We start from the raw sequence: 20,134 nt of genomic DNA, 5'->3' as shown, positions 1-20,134 counted from the left end.
CACGGTTAAGAGCGAATGCCAAATAGAGAGAAACCAGTTTCTGAATACGCTTATCGGAGAGCACTTTGAGAACATTCTGTAGCCAGAATGGCCACGGTTAATTCCTAAGCAATAAACTCGCCACAAATCACTTTCTATGACGAGATTTTTCCCTGAAGGGTAAACGCGGGGGCTTTTGTGTATTTCGCGTCCACTTGATCACTAACGATAGAGCGCTTTGGCTAACTCACCAGCACCATGTTGGTGCAAAATGCGGTTGATCACAGATTATTAACCAAAGCCAACGCCAAACCCGCTAAGCTGACGAGAAATCGTTGTAAAACCCCAGGAGAACTTATGCCAACTCAACGGAAATTATTGACCAGCCAGCAGGCGCTGGATGCACTGGAACGCTTGTATGAGGAGGCTGTCAACGCGCTGCGTGCTGCCATCAAAGCGTTTACAGAGCAAGGGGCACTGCCAGACGAGACCGCACGGGCACAGGGTTTGTTTGTCTATCCGGAGTTGCGTATTACCTGGCGTGGCGAAGGCCCACAGCAAAACCGGACCCGCGCCTGGGGACGTTTCACGCATACCGGCAGTTACAGCACCACTGTTACACGTCCGGCGCTGCTGCGTCATTACATCGCCGAGCAGTTAGCGATGCTGGAAAAAGAGTATGAAGTTGAAATTGAAGTGGGTCCTTCCAGCCAGGAAATCCCTTTCCCCTATGTGATTGACGGTTCAGATCTGACCCTTGATCGCACCATGAGTGCGGGTATCGCGCGCCATTTCCCGACAACAGAGCTTTCACAGATTGGTGATGAAACCGCTGACGGTCTGTTCCACGCCGAGGCGGGGTTCCCGTTATCTCATTTTGATGCGCTGCGAACTGACTTTTCACTGGCTCGCCTGCGCCACTACACGGGCACCGCAGTTGGACATTTTCAGCCGTTTGTCCTGTTTACTAACTACACGCGCTACGTTGATGAGTTTGTACGCTGGGCGATTGAGCAGGTACGTGATCCAAATACGCCTTACGACAGCCTGGCCTGCGCCGGTGATGTGGTACTTACCGCAGAGACGGCAGATAGCAATGCTATGCTGACAGATTTAGCGTGGAAAAAGCACCAGATGCCTGCCTGGCATTTAACCTCACCAAATCGTCGCGGTATTACCTTAATCAATATTGGTGTCGGCCCGTCGAATGCCAAAACTATTTGCGATCATCTGGCGGTCATTCGTCCACACGCCTGGCTGATGATTGGTCACTGCGGTGGCCTGCGCGAAAGTCAGCGTATTGGCGATTATGTATTGGCTCATGCTTACCTGCGCGATGACCATGTGCTCGACAGCGTACTGCCGCCGGACATCCCTATCCCAAGCATTGCTGAAGTCCAGCGTGCATTATATGACGCCACCAAATCGGTCAGCGGTATGCCCGGTGAAGAAGTTAAGGAGCGATTGCGCACCGGCACGGTCGTTACTACCGATGACCGTAACTGGGAATTGCGTTACTCCGCTTCTGCCCTGCGCTTCAATCTGAGCCGTGCCGTCGCGGTAGACATGGAAAGCGCCACCATCGCTGCACAGGGGTATCGCTTCCGTGTTCCTTATGGCACGTTGCTGTGCGTTTCCGACAAACCATTGCACGGTGAGATTAAGTTGCCTGGGCAGGCAAATCGTTTTTATGAGGGCGCAATTTCCGAGCATTTGCAGATCGGCATCCAGGCAGTAGAACTGCTAAGAGCCGAAGGGGATAAACTGCATTCACGGAAATTAAGGACATTTAACGAACCGCCATTCAGGTAAACCCTTGCGATCGGGACGGTTACCAGAGACTGCTACGCGACAATGGCTGGCCTGCGCTTTCGGCCAGTCTGCTTACCGCTGCGCGGTCTCGTTAGCGCTTGCCGGGCACTTTGCACCGGCTGCCTCATCAAGCCAGACAAAACAACAACAGTGTTTGCCGAATAATGTTTGCCGGACGATATCTACCGCTATAAGTTATCGCCCCTAAGCTGGCGGCGGTGCTTAGCGGGAGGCAGAAGTTTATAGAGCGAAAGCGTGAAGGGCGAGTGCCGCAAAATTAAATCTTAAGGATGGCCGTTTTAACAAACCAGGCCAGCACGGCAACGAGAGCGGGTACCATTAACGTCCAGAGGATCCTGTTGTTAAGGCTGTCAAATTTGTCTTCCATCCTGTCAAATCTCTTATCTACCTTGCTAAACTCCTCATCTATTTTGGCAAACTTCCCGTCTATCCTAATAAACTCTTCGTCTATTTTGTCAAACTTCTCGTCTATCTTGTCAAATTTCCCGTCTATCTTGATAAATTCGCCATCTATTTTATCGAATCTGGTTTCTGTGTTTTTCTCAAGCTGATTAAGCTTTTCCAGTAATTCACTACGCAGCGCAACTTGTTGTGTACGAATACGTTGCAAATCTACGCTGATAGCAAAACTGTTTGCTCGCTCAGTTAACACCGCCAAATCACGCTTTATCTGATTGACGTCTTTCTCAAGGTTTTCGACATGTTTGGTTAGATTATCCATTCTGACGCCTCCACAACGGCCATCCCCATTGATAGCTAAAGGGACCCATCGCGCAAATTTTTCATAGTAATATTCCATTACGTCCTTCCTGCTGACCTGCCTGGCCAGCTCTTTATAACCGGCGCGGCCAGAGCCATCGACAGCGATATTGAAACAGAGCGTGAGCCATTAAGCATTCCCCATTTCGGTAAAAAACAGAAAAATATTTTCGATGGCCTATCGTAGCGCTGAAACTGTCATGGCCGGTAAAATTTAAGCAGAACCTGGAATCGGCTGCGCAAACTGAAAGGTAATGAGAAGAGACTCTGTAGGAATAAACGTCATTGTTGTCATAAAGAAGGATAAAACATATCCGTTGCAGCAGCGCCGCGCTTCTGCAACGGTCATCTTTACTTAAGCACTTAACCAGCCCAACTTAATCACAAACAGGATCGACAAAATCATCAGCGCCGCGTTGATCTCCTTCGTGCGGCCACTCAGCAATTTCACTACCGTCCAGGTAATAAAACCAAAAGCGATTCCGTTGGCGATTGAATAGGTCAGCGGCATAGTCAGCGCAGTTACGGTAACCGGTGCCGCGGTGGTGATGTCTTTCCAGTCAATTTCTGCCAGACCAGATGCCATTAACACTGCAACAAACAGCAGCGCGGGTGCGGTAGCAAATACCGGCACACTGGAAGCCAGTGGCGAGAAAAACAGGCTGAGCAGGAACAGCACCGCCACCACCAGTGCGGTTAAGCCGGTACGTCCACCTGCACTGACGCCTGCCGCCGATTCAAAATAGCTGGTAGTCGTTGACGTCCCCAACAGCGAACCAAACAGCGCGGCGGCACTATCGGCAATCAGAGCACGTCCCATTTTCGGCACGTTGCCCTGCTCATCGGCTAATCCTGCGCGTTTGGTCACACCCAGCAGCGTGCCGGTGTTATCAAACACATCAACAAACAGAAAAGCGAAAATTACACTAATCAGTCCCACGTTAAATGCGCCCGCTATATCTAACTGCATCAGGGTTGGCGCAATGGAGGGTGGTGCAGAGAATATGCCCGCAAACGGCGACAGGCCGATGCCCATGGAAATAAAAGTGATGACAAGAATGCCAATCAACACCGCACCGGTTACGCGATACGCTTCCAGCACCACGATGATGATAAAGCCCAGCATCGCCAGCAGCGGGCCCGGTTTGGTCAAATCACCGATGCCAACCAGCGTTGCAGGATTATCAACCACGATGCCTGCACCCTCCAGCGCAATCAACGCAAGGAACAGACCGATACCGGCGGCAATGCCTGCACGCAGCGGCGGTGGAATACTGGCAATAATCCATTCGCGAATTTTGAAAATGGATAAAGCAAAGAAAATAATCGCCGACAGAAATACCGCCCCCAGCGCTATTTGCCAGCTATACCCCATATGCAGTACCACGGTATAGGTAAAGAAGGCGTTCAGCCCCATGCCTGGTGCCAGCGCAATGGGATAGTTAGCTATCAGGCCCATCAGCAGCGAACCAATCGCCGCAGCCAGACAGGTGGCGACGAATACAGATCCTTTATCCATGCCGGTCGCGCTAAGAATGCTGGGGTTAACAAACAGGATGTAAGCCATCGCAAGAAAGGTGGTAATTCCGGCGAAAATCTCCGTGCGGATCGTTGTGTTGTGCGCTTTGAGCTTGAAGAACTTATCTAACATCATCATCTCTCATTAGTGGAGACATCACTTCCGTGCGTGTCCCTTGCCAGTGTTGTTTTGCATGCGCGTTGTTTTAATTGAGAAGGCGCAGACGGTCGCATGCTCCTCCGCCTTAACCTGTCGCCTTCTCTTGTGGAGTTAGCAATTGCTATGCCATAAATTGCACAGCGCGGCGGGCCTTGCTCAACACATCTCAAGACGCTTCCGGACCAAAACAAGGCGCACTTATGGTGCATTGCCCTCTTTTTGTGCAAATAGCGTTCTGAAAAGCCTTTTACATGTCATAAATTTCTGCGCTAACGCACGCTTCGTCGCTTTGCCAGGCGACGCCGGTCACGTTTCCGCTCCTGGTATCAGCAGCCTTTTTACAGCTGTGTACACTCCAAAATTAACTCTTTCGTAACATTGAGGCCGCGCAATGAAGCCAGCGATTTTGGTGGTGGATGACGATCGTGCCGTCTGCGAAGTGTTGCAGGACGTGCTAAGTGAACATGCACTTAAGGTTTACAGCTGTCATCAGGGAAAAGAGGCGCTAACCATGCTGGCGCAGCATCCTGACATCTCATTAGTCATGTTGGATATGATGCTACCCGACACCAATAGCTTACTGGTGTTGCAGCAGTTACAGCGTCAGCGTCCTGACGTACTGGTGATCATGCTGACCGGCATGGGTTCGGAAGCAGAAATGGTGATCGGTCTGGAAATGGGGGCGGATGATTATATTGCTAAACCGTTTAATCCACGCGTTGTGGTCGCGCGGACTAAAGCAGCTTTGCGTCGCTGTGGCCGTATGGCACCGCAGGCAGCGGATAATGATGGCTGGCGCTTTAATGGCTGGCAATTAGATGAAGCGCGCTGTCAGTTGTTCAATTCGCAACGTGAATCAGTGCCGTTAACCCAGGGGGAATATACCTTACTCTGTGCGCTGGTTAAGCATGCGCGTAAGGTGCTGACGCGCGATCAACTGCTGGAATTAACTCACAGCGAAAGTCTCGATGTGTTTGATCGCACCATTGATGTGCTGATCATGCGTTTACGCCGCAAAATCGAAACCAACCCGCATCAGCCAGTTTTGATTCGCACCATACGCGGCCTCGGCTATGTTTTCTCTGCTGATGTGGTGAAACCAGAAGCAGCGCGGCTCTCCACGCAGATTGCCTGATCCATCCAGCGCTGCATTTCATCCAGCGGGCGAATACCGTCAATGGCATTGGCGGCATGGAGATTAAACCAGGCGCAGGTATGTGCCAGCTTAAGCGTGTTGACCATATCAAAGCCCTGATGTGTGGCGTACAGCACGCCGGCACAAAAAGCATCGCCTGCGCCTACGCTACCGGCAATCTCTTCCGGTGCCAGTTGCCAGGCAGATTGCCAGACACCCGCACCGTTTACTTCTTGTACCCATGCGCCTTCGGGAGCATGGATCACCACGCGCTGATGCACGCCCTGCACTGCCAGCCATTGTGCGGCCACAGCAAACGCGGCTGGCGACTGAACGCCGTTAGCGTTACGCAATGCGATGCCGGTCAATGCCTCAGCTTCCAGTTCGTTAATCACCAGATAATCCAGCCAGCGCAGGGATGGCAAAATCAGCGGGCGATAATCACCCGCGCGTGACGCTAAATCCAGCGACGTCCGGTAGCCGCATTGCTGCATCTTTGCCAGCAAGTGAGCACTGCGGGTGCCAAAATCGTCATCCTGCCGATCAAGGCTTTCCAGTAACAATAAATAGCCAAGATGGAAAATACGATGCTGTGTGTACAGCGCATCAACGTGCTGAATATCCAGCAAACGATTGGCGCCCGGCGCATAAAAGAATGTACGCTGGCCGTCAGGTGCGGTCATCACCTGACTGGTCGAGGTGGGCATTTGTCGGGTGCGTTGCACTGACCGCCGGTTAATCTGCGCCTCGTCCATTATCTGTATTAAAAAATCACCGTCGGCATCCTCGCCAAGTAAGCCAATTGCCGCCAATGGCAGTTGACATCGCATGCGCGACAGCGTCAACAGTACGTTAAGCGGCGCACCACCTGCCGCTTTTTCACTGTGACTGATTTCCGCCAGCCAGCCCTGTTGCGGCCAGTGATTAATGCGGTGAACGTAATCGACCAGCATAATACCGGCGGCCAAAATGCCGCTGCGCGCTGCCATCTCAGGCTCTCCCGCTGCTACCAAAAATTTGCATTTGCTGCATCACAACGTCGCTAATAGCGCTTTCTACCGCCATCATCATTTCGGCAAATTCGTCGTAGCGGGAATGACGCAAAGCCATGCAGTGATCAATGGCCCCCAGCGCCGCCTGTGACATGCCGGTGTAAAAGTTAATTTTATGAATGCCCAGTTCAATAGCGCGGCGGAAATCGTCGTCGCTAATGCCTGAACCGCCGTGCAGCACCAGCGGTACGCCCGTTTGCTGACGTATGGTCGCCAGTCGCTCAAAATCAAGCTTCGGCTCGCCTTTGTATTTGCCATGGGCGTTGCCAATCGCCACCGCTAAGGTGTCAATGCCCGTTTCCCGCACAAACTCCGCGGCGAGTTGCGGATCGGTAAATTTTGCGCTGTCGGCTTCACCAAACAGCGCGCCGCCTTCATCGCCGCCGACCGCGCCAAGCTCTGCTTCTACCGACACGCCTACCGCATGGGCAATTTTCACCACTTCACGCGTCTGACGCAGGTTTTCTTCATAGCTCAGCGTTGAACCATCGAACATTACTGAGGTAAAGCCGAGACGAATCGCCTGCATCACCGCGTCAAAATGCAGCCCATGATCGAGGTTCAGTACCACAGGAATCGCATGTTTTGCCGCTTCAAAGCGCACCGCCTCGACCAGGTGATCGAGGGTGATGTACTTAAAATGCACTTCAGCAATATTGATGATAAACGGCGAACGCTGTTTTCTGGCAGCGGTGAACAGCGCACGCAGAAAGTGAGTATCGATAACGTTAAATGCACCCAGCGCGTAACCGAATTGTTGCGCATGAGCAAGGCCCTGCGCTAAAGATATCAATGCCATGTTTACTCCTTCAGGCCAGCCAGCGACGGTATTCATTGCACAGCAACCAGCGCGGTTCTTCATCCTCATCAACCGGATTGAAGCGTGGCAGCGATGTGAGAAATACATTGTCATTTTCGTCGTCATTGGGCATAGAAACTTCACCCACCAGCACATCACCAAAACCGTCTTCGCCCCAAAAGCTATGCCAGATGCCCGGCTCCAGCGTGACGCTTTCGCCCGGCGATAAACGCAGCTGGGTTCCGGCAGCGTGCGTTTGGCTGATGCCATCCAGCGTGACGCTGACCGGCGTGTCAGCCAGACCCGCGCCAGCCCGGTTATACAGCGTGACGATCACATTACCGCCGCCACGATTGATAATGTCCTCCATTTTTTGCGGATGATAATGCATCGGCGTTACCTGCCCTTCGCGCACGTGCATGATCTTTTCGGCGTAAGGTTTGTGCCAGGGCTTGCCACCCGGCGAGCCATTGCGCAGGGTAAACAGCGTCAGGCCGGTTTGCCGGAAATCGTCCTCGCCAAAACTGGTGACATCCCAACCCAGATGCAGCGTCAGTAATTCTTCAGCGGCTTCCCGATTAACTTCGCGCCATTGATGAAGACCATAATCCGCCCAGGGCGGCAAATGGACATCCTGCCGCATGAAAAACTCACGCGTCCGTTGCAAAATGGCGTTGACTTCGGAACGTTGCATAGTCGAACCTCCGAAAAGTGCGGCACCGTAAGATGCCGCATGCGGGTTATTTCACCGTCCAGCCCCGGTAGCTGCCGATGTTATTGCGATCAATCATGCTGACCGGAATCAGCACTGGTTTATCAGGCGCCGGTTTGCCTTGCAGAATGTCGTAACCAATTTCTACCGCTTTCGCCGCCATCACCTGCGGATCTTGCGCTGGCGTCCCGACAAACAGCGAATTTTTACGTTTCAGCGCTTCTTCACCGTCGGGCGATCCATCCACGCCGACAATAAAGAATTCGTTACGCTGCGCCTGTTTCGCTGCAAGATCGGCACCAATCGCAGTGGGATCATTGATAGCAAATACCGCATCGATCTTCGGATTAGCCGACAGCAAACCGGTCATCACTTCCAGTCCGCCTTCGCGGCTGCCTTTGGCGTTCTGGTTGTAGGAGAGCAGTTTAATATTGGGGTGGCGTTTGAACTCAGTCATACAACCTTCCACGCGGTTTTGCACCGCCGAAACCGGAGGACCATTAATAATAACGACGCTGCCTTTTTCTTTCAGGCGATCGGAGATGTATTTACAGGCCATTTCCCCGGCTTGTGTGTTATCCGAAGTAATGGTGGCGTTAGCCCCCTCGGCGGCGACATCGACTGCAACAACAACAATTCCGGCGTCACGCGCACGTTTTACCGCAGGCGCAATGCCTTTGGAGTCGGCGGCGTTGAGGATAATCATATCGACTTTTGCCGCGATAAAGTTATCAATCTGTCCAACCTGCTGACCGAGATCGTAGCCACTGGAGACCAGCGTAACGTTCACTTTATCGCCCGCCAGTTCGCGCGCCTTCATCTCCGCACCTTTGGTAATTTGCACGAAGAACGGATTAGCGAGATCGCCCACCGTCACGCCGATAGATTTCAGCTCTTTCGCCTGAGCCACGCTGGCGCTGAACAGCGACGCCGCCAGCAGCCCGGTTACAATCGGATTAAAACGCATAGATCTTCTCCTGCTGTTACCCCCGTCATACTTCAGTGCAGAGACACTGGCTTCCCATTCATCCGGTTCACTTAGCATTCAGCGCCGGGATTTATGCGTTTGCCGCCTTTCTGCATCAGGAATATGTTGGGTATTTATGATCGCCAACCGCTGAATGGCGTAGGGTAATTATTTGCTCATACCAGGGCATTATTGCTGTTGCCCGTTAGCCGACAGACGGTCAGCCATTGGCGTGAACACAACGACATAAACAGTCCGATCAGTAACCCTGCGCGTTCAGCTCACATGGTGCCTGGTACGGTATTTATCGATAAGCACCGCGATAATTATCACCGCGCCCTTAATCACCAGTTGCCAGAAATAGGACACTCCCATCAGCGTCATTCCGTTATTCAGCGTCGCGATAATCAGCGCACCAATCAGCGTGCCGGTAATTGTGCCAATACCGCCCACAAAACTTGTGCCGCCCAAAATCACCGCCGCAATCGCATCCAGCTCATAACCGACACCTAAATTACCGTTAGCGCTATAAAGGCGTGAGGCGCTCATCAGTCCGCCCAATCCCGACAGCAAGCCGCTCATGCCATAAACAAACAACAGCACTGCGCCCACTTTGATCCCGGTCAGACGCGCCGCCTGCACATTGCCGCCTACCGCATAAATGTGTACACCCAGCGTGGTGCGGCGCAGGATAAACCAGCACAGCGCAATCACCGCAAAGGCAATGACAATCAGCCACGGCACCGGGCCAAGGTAGCCATTCCCTATCCATTCAAAATTAATATCCGAATTGATTACCGTGGTGCCATTTGCCAGCAGATAAGCTGCGCCGCGCAGCGCGGTGTAGGTGCCTAGCGTGACAATAAACGGCGGTAATCCAGCCCATGCCACCAAAGCGCCATTAAATAGCCCCATCACCAACCCGGCGGCAAGCGCTACCGGGATCGTCATGGAAGCAAACGTGGGGTCCAGCGATGTCACCAACGCCACTACAGCGGTCGTGCCGAGCATGGATCCCACCGACAAGTCAATGCCGCCGGTCAGGATCACAAACGTCATACCCGCCGCCAGCACAATATTGATCGAAGCCTGCCGGGTAATATTTAGCAGGTTAGCTTCGGTAAAAAAGTTCGGCGCAACAAAACCAAATACCGCGACGATCAGGATCAGAATCGGTAAGATGCCGACGGTTTGCAGCAGATCGCTCATCAGAGCGCGTTTCATTGTCGGCGTATTCGCGCGGGTGCCAGATGTTGTCATGGTGCTCTCCTTACACTTCAAGCGGGGATGCGCTGTGCGCACCGGTTGCCAGTGTCATAATGTTTTCCTGACTAATCTCTTCGCCTTCCAGCTCACCCGCGATGGCGCCTTCGCGCATCACATAGACACGATCGCTCATGCCAACCACTTCCGGTAGTTCACTGGAGATCATCAAAATCGCCACACCCTGACGCGCCATTTGCTGCATCATGCGGTAGATTTCACTTTTGGCACCCACGTCAACGCCGCGCGTGGGTTCATCCAGGATCAAAATGCGTGGCCCAATAGCGACCCAACGCGAAATCAATAGCTTTTGCTGATTGCCGCCCGATAAGCCGCCCGCTCTTACCTGTGCATTCGGTACGCGAATATTGAGATTTTCGATGTCATTGCTGGCAATTTGCTGCCCTTTTCGACGATTAAGCAGGCCGTAGCTGGCGTCACGCTCCAGCGTCGCCATCACAATATTTTCCTGCGCCGCCATCTCCAGAAACAGCCCCTGCTCTTTACGGTTTTCGGTCAGGAAACCAATACCGCGGGCAATCGCATCGCGTGGTGAGTGCACGCTGACCTTTTCACCATCCACCCAGATTTCGCCCTCTTTCGGCGGATGCACACCAAAAATCAGCTGTGCCAGTTCACTGCGTCCGGCGCCGACTAAGCCTGCCAGACCAACAATTTCACCGGCGCGCACGGCCAGGCTGCCAGGACGCACTTTGCCGCCGTCGCTGAGGTGATTCACTGCCAGGCGGATGTCGCCGAAAGGAATAGTGCGATCTTTATTGAACAGGTCGCTGAGGGGTCTACCCACCATCATGCGCACCAGCTCGCTGGCGTTAAGCTGGTCACGCGTCAGACTGCCGACATACTGTCCGTCGCGCAGCACGCTGACGCGATCCGACAGCTCATACACTTCCGCCATACGATGACTGATATAAATGATCGCCATGCCCTCGCTACGCAGGCGTTTGATTAAGGCAAACAGCTGTTCAGTTTCACGATTGGACAGCGCGGCGGTAGGCTCATCCATGACCAGGATGCGGCTGTTACGATGCAATGCGCGGGCAATTTCTACCTGCTGCTCAGCAATACTTAATCGGCTCACCCGATCGTTAGCGCTGAACTGCGCGCCAAGACGGTTAATTACCTGCTGCGCCTCGTCCGCCATTTGACGCCGCTTCACCATACCGCCCTGAGAGATTTCACTGCCAAGGAAAATATTTTCTGCCACTGTAAGATTAGGTGCCAGATTAATTTCCTGATAAATCAGGGTAATCCCTGCCGCCAGCGCCTCTTTGGGTCCCTTAATCGCATAGACTTTGCCATCAATTAAAATGGGCTTTGTTGAATAAATCAGCTTCAGGACGAGTGACTCTGTAGCTGACCGGGTTTTCAGGCAATACGCACGCTTTCTGGCATACCAGCCTTCGTTATTTTATTCAGCGCACGCACCATGCCCAAAGCCTCTGCTACCTGACCATCGTAATCACGCAGCGTCAGTGAACCTCCGAACAGTTGCTTTACCCTGTACATGGCCGTCTCCGCTATCGAGCGACGGTTGTAATCTGTTGTCCATTTCCACCGGGCATTACTCCCGGTCAGCCGCTGATTCGCTACTGCACGGTTACGGTCTGCGTACTCTACGGGCCAGTAACCCGCTCCTTTTCGGGGCGGGATGAGGGCACTGATTTTCTTGCGCCGCAGTTCATCGTGACAGAGTCGGGTGTCGTAAGCGCCGTCTGCTGCGGCTGCCCTGATTTTTCTGTGTGTCTGCCGGATAAGACCCGGGAAAGCTTCTGAGTCCGTGACGTTGTTCAGAGACAGGTCCGCGCAGATGACTTCATGTGTTCTGCTGTCAACGGCCAGATGCAGCTTCCGCCAGGTACGACGGCGCTCTTTGCCGTGATTTTTGACTTTCCATTCGCCTTCACCAAAAACCTTCAGCCCGGTGGAATCAATCACCAGGTGTGCGATTTCACCCCGGGTGGGTGTTTTGAAACAGACATTAACCGACTTTGCCCGCTTGCTGACACTGCTGTAATCCGGGCAGCGCAACGGAACGTTCATCAGGGCAAAAATGGAATCAATAAAACCCTGCGCAGCCCGCAGGGTCAGCCGGAACAGGCGTTTAATCATCAGGACGGTGGTGATGGCAAGGTCAGAATAGCGCTGAGGTCTTCCCCGTGATGAAGGCGTTGCCGACTCATACCAGGCATGAGTCGCTTCATCGTCCAGCCAGAAAGTGAGGGAGCCACGGTTGATGAGGGCTTTGTTGTAGGTGGGCCAGTTGGTGATTTTGAACTTTTGCTTTGCCACGGAACGGTCTGTGTTGTCGGGAGGATGCGTGATCTGATCCTTCAACTCAGCAAAAGTTCGATTTATTCAACAAAGCCATTAAAATGTCTCCGCTGCTGGCGCTATAGGCGCCGGCCAGAATCTTCATTAACGTGCTTTTTCCGGCACCGTTTTCTCCCATCAGCGCATGAACCTCGCCGGGATAGACCGTAAGATCGACACCCTTCAGCGCATAAAAATTGCCGAAGCGCCGGGTGATCTCACGCATGGATAGTATCGGTGTGGCTGTCATCTGCCCGCTCCTGCTGATCGCGAATGTCGAGCAGTTAATCAACGCCAGATAAATGGAAAATGTCAGCGCGCATTCATATTTGTCATAAACGCCAGCGGTTGCGCTCCTATACTCGCCCCAATAGCGCGGTAAGGGAGAATGGGGTATGCAGCGCGATTATCCGTGGCAGGCTGGGGCGCGAGGTCGCCTGCTGCTGTTTAACTTGCTGGTGGTGTGCGTCACGCTGATGGTAAGCGCGGTCGCGATCCTCGGCTTTCGCCATGCCGGTTCTATTCAGGAACAGGCGCAGGCACAAACGCTGGCCGATATGAATGGCAGCCTGGCGCTGGCGCGTGACACCGCTAACGTCGCCACCGCCGCAGTGCGATTGTCGCAGGTGGTTGGCGCGCTTGAGTATCAAAGCGAATCATTACGCTTGCAGCAAAATCAGCAGGCGCTGCAACATTCGCTGACTTTACTGGCAACCGCACCCATGGCGGCACGCCAGCCAGAACGCGTATCGCGTATTCGCGCCCGCAGCCTGATGCTGGAACAAACCATCACTCAACTGCTACGCACCGGACACCAGCGCCATCTGCAACGCAACATCATGCTCAGCGGTTTGTGGCAGTCACAGATACTGCTGAGTCATATCGATCAGTTGATGATCCGCAATACCGCATATACACCGAACGCCGCACTGCCTCAGCAAACCGAGCGACTCATTACCGTCGCCATTCGTACTCCCTCGCCCGTCGCCGCTATCGGACAGTTACAGGATGTAATGATGGAATGGCGCAACCTGCCAGTACACGGCGTGCTGGCAGATAAAGTGCAACGTTTAATCGCAACGCAGCAGCAATTAGTGCCGTTAGCGGCAGCGCTGGAACAGAGTGATTTAGCGATTGCTTATGCTACCTATCACGTAAAAGCGCTGGTGGCGATGCTGAATGACGACATTACCGCCTGTGTGCAGCAGGTGGCGCAACAGAGTGAAGCGCGCACCCTGGCAACACATCGGGAGTTGGACTCAATCATTGGTTTTATTGCGCTGTTTGTACTACTGGCGCTGGCGATCACCTGCTACGCCGGGTATTACATTTACCGCAACGTAGGTTCCAGCCTGACGGCCATTGCCGGGGCGATGACGCGACTTGCCCAGGGCGAACACACTAGCGTGCCTGGCGTACAGCGGCGCGATGAACTGGGCGATCTGGCGCGGGCATTTAATGTGTTTGCGCGTAACACCGCTTCGCTGGCCTATACCTCACGCTTATTAAGAGAGAAAAGTAATCAACTTGAATCAACCTTTCTGGCGATGCGCGACGGCTTTGCCCTGTTTGATAACAGCGGACAACTGGTGGTGTGGAATGCGCAATATGCACAACTGCTGGGCATCGCGCCACGTGAACTGCATCGCGGGCTGCATTACCAGCAATTGCTTCAGCGCGTCAATATTCAACTGCACGGCTTAGGTGAACCGCAGGAAGTGCGCCTCGCCGATGGACGCACGCTGGAGCTGCGTTTTAGCCCAGTGCCACGACGCGGTATGGTGAATACCGTACTGGAACGCAGCGCACGCAAAGCGCTGGAAGAAGCGCTGGTACATAGCCAGAAAATGAAAGCGGTAGGCCAGCTGACCGGCGGCATCGCCCACGATTTTAACAACTTACTGGCAGTGATTATCGGAAGTCTGGCATTAACTCAGGGGCAATTGCCCCCAGGCCCGCTTGCCAGCCGTATTGAACGTGCGCGCCAGGCGGCTGACCGCGCCGCCCTGCTGACGCAGCGCTTGCTGGCTTTTTCACGCAAACAGGCGCTCCACCCCTGTGCGGTTTCGGTGGTGGCGCTGGTGGACAACCTGCAGGGTCTGTTACAGCATTCACTCCGGCCCGGTCAGCTACTGGTGATTGATGCGCAACGCCCCGGCTGGCCGGCGTGGATTGACGCCAGTCAGCTGGAAAATGCCCTGATGAATCTGGTCGTCAATGCGCGTGATGCCATGGATCAGCAGAGCGGTGAGATCCATCTGCGCATCTGGAATCAGCGTCGTCAGGAACAGGAAGAGAAGCGCGATCGGGTAACGATTGAGGTGATCGATCAGGGTTGCGGCATGTCGGCAGAAGTGCGGGAGCAGGTATTCGAGCCGTTCTTTACCACCAAAGCAACCGGCAGCGGTAGCGGCTTAGGCTTATCGATGGTGTACGGTTTTGTACGGCAGTCGGGCGGGCAAATCGAACTGGAAACGGCGCCGGGACAAGGCACCACCGTGCGCCTGTTATTACCACGCGCCCCGGAAGCAGCGACGATGGCCGCCGTGGTTACACCGCCACAACCTGATACAGCAGACGCCCGGCTGGTTTTAGTCGTTGATGACGAACCCGCGGTGCGCCAGACGCTATGTGAACATTTGCATCATCTGGGGTATGTCACGCTGGAGTGTAGCGATGGTAAAAGCGCTCTGGCACTGCTGCGTCAGACGCCGGACATCGATCTGCTGATCAGTGACCTGATGCTGCCGGGCGACATTAACGGTGCAGAAGTGATTCGCCAGGTGCAGCAAAACTGGCCGCAGCTGGCAACGCTGCTAATCAGCGGGCAGGACCTGCGCCACCAGCCGGTCACGCTACCGCTGTGTGAACGGCTGGCAAAACCCTGGCAGGAAGCCCAGCTGGTACAAGCTTTACAGCGTGCCTGGCAACGCAGCGAGCGGCTTAATCGCGCGCAGCAGGCTGCCACAGCGGCACCGCTTTGCCAGTAATACCAAACGTTTTCTTAAGGGCCTGATTTGGCATCAGAAAGCCCGAGGTGGAGTCTGGAGCGGCCATGCCAAACGATTTGCCTTTTAGATCGTCCAGTTTTTTGTATGGGCTGTCGGCTTTGACGATCACCACGGAGTGATACCCTTTAGGCTGATCTTTGTCGTCCACCACAATCTCTACCACATCGACCGCTTTTGGGTCTTGCAGGTAAACGGAGGCGTATGACGCTGGCGAGATGCTCAGCACCATATCGATTTTGCCGCCCAGCAGCCCCTGAATCACACCGGAATAGTCAGACGAGTTACGTATTTGCGTGTCCACGTTCAGTTCTTTATCAAAGAAGGTTTTGACACACTGATTGTCGCCGATCTGCTGAGTGGCATTTTGTCCACCCAAAATCCCCAGGTTCAGCTGTTTAGGTGTATCCGCTGCGTTAACGCCAAAGGCCGTCAATAAAGCTAATGAAGTCAGCTTTATGCGTGTCTTTTCTCTTGCCGTGGGAGTTAGTGGAGCTGGTTAATTTCATCACCGTACAGCTGGTGCAACAGGCCATCGGTCAGTTGAGAAGGATGCCCGTCAAACAGCACTACGCCGCGTTGAATGCCAATTACGCGGGTGCAATAGCTTTTCACCAGTTCGATCGAGTGCAGGTTCACCATCACGCTAATGCCCTGCTCACGGTGGCGTCGCCCATCACAAACCATTTGCCGCTTGCGCCCATGCGCGCCTGCAAACGTGTCAGCCCGGTTTCGGCGGGCCGGATCAGGGTAAATACAGGTGTAAGATTGAGTGCCTGCCAGTGCGCGTTAAGGTTTTCTGCGCTGCTGTGTGCCAGCACTGAGAACCAGTGCTGGCGGGCCGTTTGCTGTTCCATTAATGCTCCAGGGTGAGTTCAATCATGTCGCCGCGCGTCAGGCTGACGGAGTATTCCGCCATCGCGCCGTCGGTGGTTTTATTTAGCGTGCGCAGACACAACAGCGGCGACTGCAAAGCGATTTCCAGCTGTTTGCACTCTTTCGCCTGTGCGCGGTGGGTACTGATACGCGTCTGGGCGCGCACCAGATGTTTACCGGTGCTTTGGTAGAGGTAATCGTGCAGCGATCCGCTGTTGAAGCGCTGCAACTGCGGCCACCAGCTCAGGTCTGGTAGGAAATGATTGATAACGCAGACCGGCACCCCATTTACCCGGCGCAACGTGCGCAGATGGATAACGTTATCGCCTTCAGCCACACTTAACGCGCTGGCCACATCGTGACTGGCGGGACGCAGCACCGCTAACAGCCGCTCACTGGTTGGGTGACTGCCTTGATCCAGCAGGTTCTGACTGAAGCGGGCCTGTGAATGCAGCGGATAGTTGTATGGCCGCATCAGCACCAAAACGCCAATGCCATGACGGCGCTGCAGTAGCCCTTTACTCACCAATTCATCCACCGCACGCCGTAGCGTGTGGCGGTTCACTTCATAGTGATCGGCCAGCTGTTGTTCGGAAGGCAGATAATCCCCACAGCGATAACGTTCATGCAGCGCCTGTTCCAGCTGGGCGGCAACCGCCTGGTAAACAGTGGTCGGATGTCTGGACAACGCCATCACGATCAAATCCTCATGGGTTAATGAGAAGAAAAAGCAGCGGAAAGCGATGCTGCGTGATGGCGTTACCTTGAAGTTTTTAGATGACAGTGCGGTGACGGGTCAGTGACATGACGATGAATTCGCTTTATGCCTGCGGCATGGCAGGCGAGAACGGATAAGGTGCGGAAGAAGGGAGAGACTGAGCACATGTCCTCTCCGGCTCTGCTTAGCGGGGGCATGTGCGTTAAATAATGGCAGGATGACTATTCTGGAAAATCAGTGTCGATCGACGTCTGTTTCCATGCTTCGATTTGCGCCAGGCGTTCCTTCAGTTTTTCGGTCACCGCCTCATAACCCCATGCGCCCATCACCAGATGGCGTGGGGGATTATCATGCTCAGTAATCGCAATCATCGCCGTGGCAGCACGGGCCGGATCGCCTTTTTGTGTGCCACTGTATTCTGACGTTGATTTCATCCTGGCCGCCGCTGTTTCGGCATATTCCGCTAGCTTACTCGTCGTTTGTTGCAGTGAGCGACCGGCCCAGTCGGTACGAAACGGGCCAGGCTCAACGCGGGTGACTTTAATACCGAGCGGGCCCACTTCCAGTGCCAGCGAGTCTGACCAGCCCTCTACCGCATGTTTGCTGGCGGAGTAATAGCCTGAGCTACCAAAGCCAATAAAACCGGCGACAGAGGTAATATTGATAATATGTCCGTGACGCGCTCTACGTAGGGTTGGCAGCACCGCGCGCGTCAGGGCAAACAGACCGAAAACGTTAGCGTCGAACTGGGCGCGGATCGCCTTTTCCTCGCCCTCTTCGACCGAACTTTGGTAACCGTAACCGGCATTGTTCACCAGCACATCTATCGTGCCAAACTTTTCGAGCGCCGCGCTGACAGCGTTATCAATACTGGCTTGCTGAGTAACATCCAGTGCTACCGCCAGTCCATTATCATGTCCGGCGACTAAATCAGCGACTTTTGTGGTATCACGCGCCGTGACTACCACATTGAATCCGCGGGCAAGGGTTTGTTGTGCCAGCTCACGACCAAAACCGGTCGAACATCCCGAAATAAACCATACCGGGTTTTTGTTTGCAGCCATGGTGCGTACTCCCGTTAATTATTTTTAGTGATGTGGTTTGAACCCGGACGCGAGCGCGGCCGGGGAAGCGGAAATTAAGAGTAGCGGCACGGTTTGCGCCGATTTAGCCCTTAATGCTTTTTATGAAATAGCTGGCTGGCGGTATCGCTGATGATTTTCGCCGCGCCGCGATCGCCTTTTGCCATTGACGCCATAAAAGCTTTCGCCTGTTTAAAGGTAATGTGTGGCGGCAGCGGGGCAACTTCAGGATCGGTTTTCACTTCCAGCACCACGGGCCGATCGGAACGTAATGCCTGTTCCCAGGCATCTGCCAGCTCATCGGGGTTATCGACAAAAATGCCGCGCAGGCCGAGTGACTCCGCGAACTGCGAATAGGGCACGTCCGGCAATTGCTGGGTAGCGTCAAAGCGCGGATTACCCTCCATGACGCGCTGTTCCCACGTCACCTGATTGAGGTCCTGGTTGTTGAATACGCAGACAATAAGCCGCGGGTCGGACCACTGTTGCCAGTATTTCTGGATGGTGATCAGCTCAGCCATATTGTTCATCTGCATCGCCCCATCGCCTACCAGCGCCACCACCGGTTTTTCCGGATTGGCAAACTTGGCGGCGATCGCATACGGCACCGCCGCGCCCATACAGGCCAGACCGCCGGATAAAGACGCGCGCTGGCCTTGTTTCACGCGATAATCGCGAGCGAACCAGTTAGCGCAGGAACCGGAATCCGAGGTGACAATGGCATTTTCGGGCAGTCGTGGCGACATTTCCCACACCACACGCTGTGGATTAACAGGGTTCGCCGGAGCGTGCGCGCGCTCTTCCAACTGCGTCCACCAGTCACGCACCTGTAGCGCGATGTCCTCCTGCCAGCTGCGATCGTCTTTATGCTCCAGCAGTGGCAGCAAGGCACGCAGCGTCTCGGCAGCATCGCCATGTAAATTGACTTCGCTCGGATAGCGCAGACCGAGCATTGCCGGATCAATATCGATTTGCACCGCCCGCGCCTGGCCTTCCTGCGGTAAAAATTCGGTCCACGGGAAGCCACTACCTATCATCAGCAGCGTGTCGCAGTTTTGCATAAGTTTCCAGGACGGTTCCGTGCCCAGCAGGCCAATCGAACCGGTCACAAAGGGCGCATCATCCGGCAATACATCTTTGCCGAGCAGCGCCTTCGCCACGCCAGCGCCCAGTACATTCGCGGCCTGCACCATTTCTACCGCCGCGTTGCGCGCACCAGAACCGATTAAAATCGCCACTTTTTTACCGGCGTTTAATACCTCCGCAGCGCGCTGTAAATCAGCTTCATAAGGCACCACCTTTGGCCGCTGATAGCCTGGCCCAGAATGGGTATAGCCATGCACATGCTGCGGCGCTTGCCACTCCTCATCCTGAATGTCTTTAGGAATGATCAAGACCGCTACACCATTTTGCGCTATCGCCAACCGCACACCGCGATCGATCAAATGGCGTACCTGAGCGGGTGACGCGGCTTCCTGAACAAAATTTGCGACATCAGAGAACACGCGATCAAGGTTCATTTCTTGCTGATAGCTGGCACCGCGTGCAGTGACTTCTGCCTGGCCGGCAATGGCGAGTACCGGCGCATGATCCATTTTGGCGTCGTAAAGCCCGGTGAGCAGGTGGGTTGCACCCGGCCCGCCAGTAGACAGGCAAACGCCCAGCTCGCCGGTAAATTTAGCGTGTCCGGCCGCCATAAACGCCGCCATCTCTTCATGTCGTACCTGAATAAATTCGATGCCGTCGCCGTTTTTATTCGCGCGTTGTATCGCGCCAAGTACGCCGTTAATGCCATCGCCGGGATAGCCATAAATGCGTGTCACGCCCCACTCTTTCAGGCGCTGAACAAAAAAATCACTGGTTTTACTGCTCATTGTCGCGTTCTCCCTTTAATGTGTGCAGTTTTAAAGCGTAGACGACAATTCGCAGCCTCAGCTAT

14 protein-coding genes and 5 pseudogenes are annotated in these 20,134 nt (G+C 54.2%); 3 read left to right on the top strand and 16 right to left on the bottom strand.

Features of this window, described 5'->3' with window-relative positions:
• The first annotated feature begins 336 nt into the window (after positions 1-336).
• The gene (locus H2P46_RS10360) at positions 337-1,791 is read left to right on the top strand and encodes an AMP nucleosidase (RefSeq protein ID WP_193404987.1); all 1,455 of its coding nucleotides are present in this window, start codon (positions 337-339) and stop codon (positions 1,789-1,791) included.
• 277 nt (positions 1,792-2,068) lie between these two features.
• Here the strand turns inward: H2P46_RS10360 and H2P46_RS10355 are convergent, their stop codons facing one another.
• Together H2P46_RS10355 and H2P46_RS10350 are read right to left on the bottom strand one after the other, a co-directional pair.
• Positions 2,069-2,611 carry a hypothetical protein gene (locus H2P46_RS10355; protein ID WP_193404986.1) on the bottom strand — a complete coding sequence of 181 codons (543 nt, stop codon included), beginning with the start codon at positions 2,609-2,611 and terminating at the stop codon, positions 2,069-2,071.
• Positions 2,612-2,926: 315 nt separating this feature from the next.
• Positions 2,927-4,225: an NCS2 family permease gene (locus tag H2P46_RS10350; RefSeq protein ID WP_202987416.1), complete on the bottom strand. Its 1,299-nt coding sequence runs from the start codon at positions 4,223-4,225 to the stop codon at positions 2,927-2,929.
• Between the two features lie 415 nt (positions 4,226-4,640).
• Between H2P46_RS10350 and H2P46_RS10345 the strand changes: the two genes are divergently transcribed.
• Entirely contained in the window at positions 4,641-5,384 is a 744-nt protein-coding gene (locus tag H2P46_RS10345) for a response regulator (protein ID WP_193404985.1), read from the top strand.
• Here H2P46_RS10345 and H2P46_RS10340 read toward each other — a convergent pair.
• The 8 genes and pseudogenes from H2P46_RS10340 to H2P46_RS10305 all read right to left on the bottom strand — a co-directional run.
• On the bottom strand, positions 5,321-6,373 hold the full coding sequence (locus tag H2P46_RS10340) for a carbohydrate kinase family protein (RefSeq protein WP_193404984.1): 1,053 nt from the start codon (positions 6,371-6,373) through the stop codon (positions 5,321-5,323). The two genes, H2P46_RS10345 and H2P46_RS10340, sit on opposite strands and share 64 nt — an antisense overlap.
• A 1-nt stretch (position 6,374) precedes the next feature.
• A complete protein-coding gene (locus tag H2P46_RS10335; protein ID WP_193404983.1) occupies positions 6,375-7,235 on the bottom strand; it encodes a ketose 1,6-bisphosphate aldolase in 861 nt (286 codons plus the stop codon).
• Positions 7,236-7,245: 10 nt separating this feature from the next.
• A complete protein-coding gene (locus H2P46_RS10330) occupies positions 7,246-7,929 on the bottom strand; it encodes a D-lyxose/D-mannose isomerase (RefSeq protein ID WP_193404982.1) in 684 nt (227 codons plus the stop codon).
• A gap of 46 nt (positions 7,930-7,975) precedes the next feature.
• Positions 7,976-8,914 (bottom strand): ABC transporter substrate-binding protein, encoded by a 939-nt coding sequence (locus tag H2P46_RS10325; RefSeq protein WP_193404981.1) that lies wholly within the window; start codon positions 8,912-8,914, stop codon positions 7,976-7,978.
• Positions 8,915-9,190: 276 nt separating this feature from the next.
• Positions 9,191-10,174, bottom strand: a complete 984-nt coding sequence (locus tag H2P46_RS10320; protein WP_193404980.1) for an ABC transporter permease subunit — start codon at positions 10,172-10,174, stop codon at positions 9,191-9,193.
• A gap of 10 nt (positions 10,175-10,184) precedes the next feature.
• Positions 10,185-11,510: pseudogene (locus tag H2P46_RS10315) on the bottom strand (sugar ABC transporter ATP-binding protein); the annotation flags it as partial.
• Positions 11,511-11,566: 56 nt separating this feature from the next.
• The gene (locus H2P46_RS10310) at positions 11,567-12,535 is read right to left on the bottom strand and encodes an IS5 family transposase (protein WP_193403199.1); all 969 of its coding nucleotides are present in this window, start codon (positions 12,533-12,535) and stop codon (positions 11,567-11,569) included.
• Positions 12,536-12,566: 31 nt separating this feature from the next.
• Positions 12,567-12,761, bottom strand: a pseudogene (locus H2P46_RS10305) (ATP-binding cassette domain-containing protein); the annotation flags it as partial.
• Between the two features lie 145 nt (positions 12,762-12,906).
• Here H2P46_RS10305 and H2P46_RS10300 point away from each other — a divergent pair.
• On the top strand, positions 12,907-15,501 hold the full coding sequence (locus H2P46_RS10300) for an ATP-binding protein (protein ID WP_193404979.1): 2,595 nt from the start codon (positions 12,907-12,909) through the stop codon (positions 15,499-15,501).
• On the opposite strand, the pseudogene phnD reads toward H2P46_RS10300, so the two are convergent.
• From phnD to H2P46_RS10270, 6 genes and pseudogenes are all read right to left on the bottom strand, one after another.
• A pseudogene (phnD, locus tag H2P46_RS10295) lies at positions 15,497-15,979 on the bottom strand (phosphate/phosphite/phosphonate ABC transporter substrate-binding protein); the annotation flags it as partial. The gene H2P46_RS10300 and the pseudogene phnD sit on opposite strands and share 5 nt — an antisense overlap.
• A gap of 26 nt (positions 15,980-16,005) precedes the next feature.
• Positions 16,006-16,191 (bottom strand): annotated as a pseudogene (locus tag H2P46_RS10290) (phosphonate ABC transporter ATP-binding protein); the annotation flags it as partial.
• Positions 16,167-16,376, bottom strand: a pseudogene (locus H2P46_RS10285) (phosphonate C-P lyase system protein PhnG); the annotation flags it as partial. The pseudogenes H2P46_RS10290 and H2P46_RS10285, both read right to left, overlap by 25 nt.
• The gene (gene phnF, locus H2P46_RS10280) at positions 16,376-17,089 is read right to left on the bottom strand and encodes a phosphonate metabolism transcriptional regulator PhnF (RefSeq protein WP_193404978.1); all 714 of its coding nucleotides are present in this window, start codon (positions 17,087-17,089) and stop codon (positions 16,376-16,378) included. The pseudogene H2P46_RS10285 and the gene phnF, both read right to left, overlap by 1 nt.
• A 245-nt stretch (positions 17,090-17,334) precedes the next feature.
• On the bottom strand, positions 17,335-18,177 hold the full coding sequence (locus tag H2P46_RS10275) for an oxidoreductase (protein ID WP_193404977.1): 843 nt from the start codon (positions 18,175-18,177) through the stop codon (positions 17,335-17,337).
• Between the two features lie 110 nt (positions 18,178-18,287).
• Positions 18,288-20,069: a thiamine pyrophosphate-requiring protein gene (locus H2P46_RS10270; RefSeq protein ID WP_193404976.1), complete on the bottom strand. Its 1,782-nt coding sequence runs from the start codon at positions 20,067-20,069 to the stop codon at positions 18,288-18,290.
• Positions 20,070-20,134 lie beyond the last annotated feature (65 nt).

The organism is Mixta mediterraneensis, from assembly GCF_014946725.1.
In the GTDB taxonomy this organism is placed as follows: Bacteria; Pseudomonadota; Gammaproteobacteria; order Enterobacterales; family Enterobacteriaceae; genus Pantoea; species Pantoea mediterraneensis.
This window is presented reverse-complemented; position numbering and strand designations above follow the sequence as displayed.

Bases quoted from the DNA above. Each gene is read 5' to 3' on its own strand.
- H2P46_RS10360 (WP_193404987.1), top strand. From the start codon at position 337: ATGCCAACTCAACGGAAATTATTGACCAGCCAGCAGGCGCTGGATGCA.
- H2P46_RS10355 (WP_193404986.1), bottom strand. From the start codon at position 2,611: ATGGAATATTACTATGAAAAATTTGCGCGATGGGTCCCTTTAGCTATC.
- H2P46_RS10350 (WP_202987416.1), bottom strand. From the start codon at position 4,225: ATGATGTTAGATAAGTTCTTCAAGCTCAAAGCGCACAACACAACGATC.
- H2P46_RS10345 (WP_193404985.1), top strand. From the start codon at position 4,641: ATGAAGCCAGCGATTTTGGTGGTGGATGACGATCGTGCCGTCTGCGAA.
- H2P46_RS10340 (WP_193404984.1), bottom strand. From the start codon at position 6,373: ATGGCAGCGCGCAGCGGCATTTTGGCCGCCGGTATTATGCTGGTCGAT.
- H2P46_RS10335 (WP_193404983.1), bottom strand. From the start codon at position 7,235: ATGGCATTGATATCTTTAGCGCAGGGCCTTGCTCATGCGCAACAATTC.
- H2P46_RS10330 (WP_193404982.1), bottom strand. From the start codon at position 7,929: ATGCAACGTTCCGAAGTCAACGCCATTTTGCAACGGACGCGTGAGTTT.
- H2P46_RS10325 (WP_193404981.1), bottom strand. From the start codon at position 8,914: ATGCGTTTTAATCCGATTGTAACCGGGCTGCTGGCGGCGTCGCTGTTC.
- H2P46_RS10320 (WP_193404980.1), bottom strand. From the start codon at position 10,174: ATGACAACATCTGGCACCCGCGCGAATACGCCGACAATGAAACGCGCT.
- H2P46_RS10300 (WP_193404979.1), top strand. From the start codon at position 12,907: ATGCAGCGCGATTATCCGTGGCAGGCTGGGGCGCGAGGTCGCCTGCTG.
- phnF (WP_193404978.1), bottom strand. From the start codon at position 17,089: ATGGCGTTGTCCAGACATCCGACCACTGTTTACCAGGCGGTTGCCGCC.
- H2P46_RS10275 (WP_193404977.1), bottom strand. From the start codon at position 18,177: ATGGCTGCAAACAAAAACCCGGTATGGTTTATTTCGGGATGTTCGACC.
- H2P46_RS10270 (WP_193404976.1), bottom strand. From the start codon at position 20,069: ATGAGCAGTAAAACCAGTGATTTTTTTGTTCAGCGCCTGAAAGAGTGG.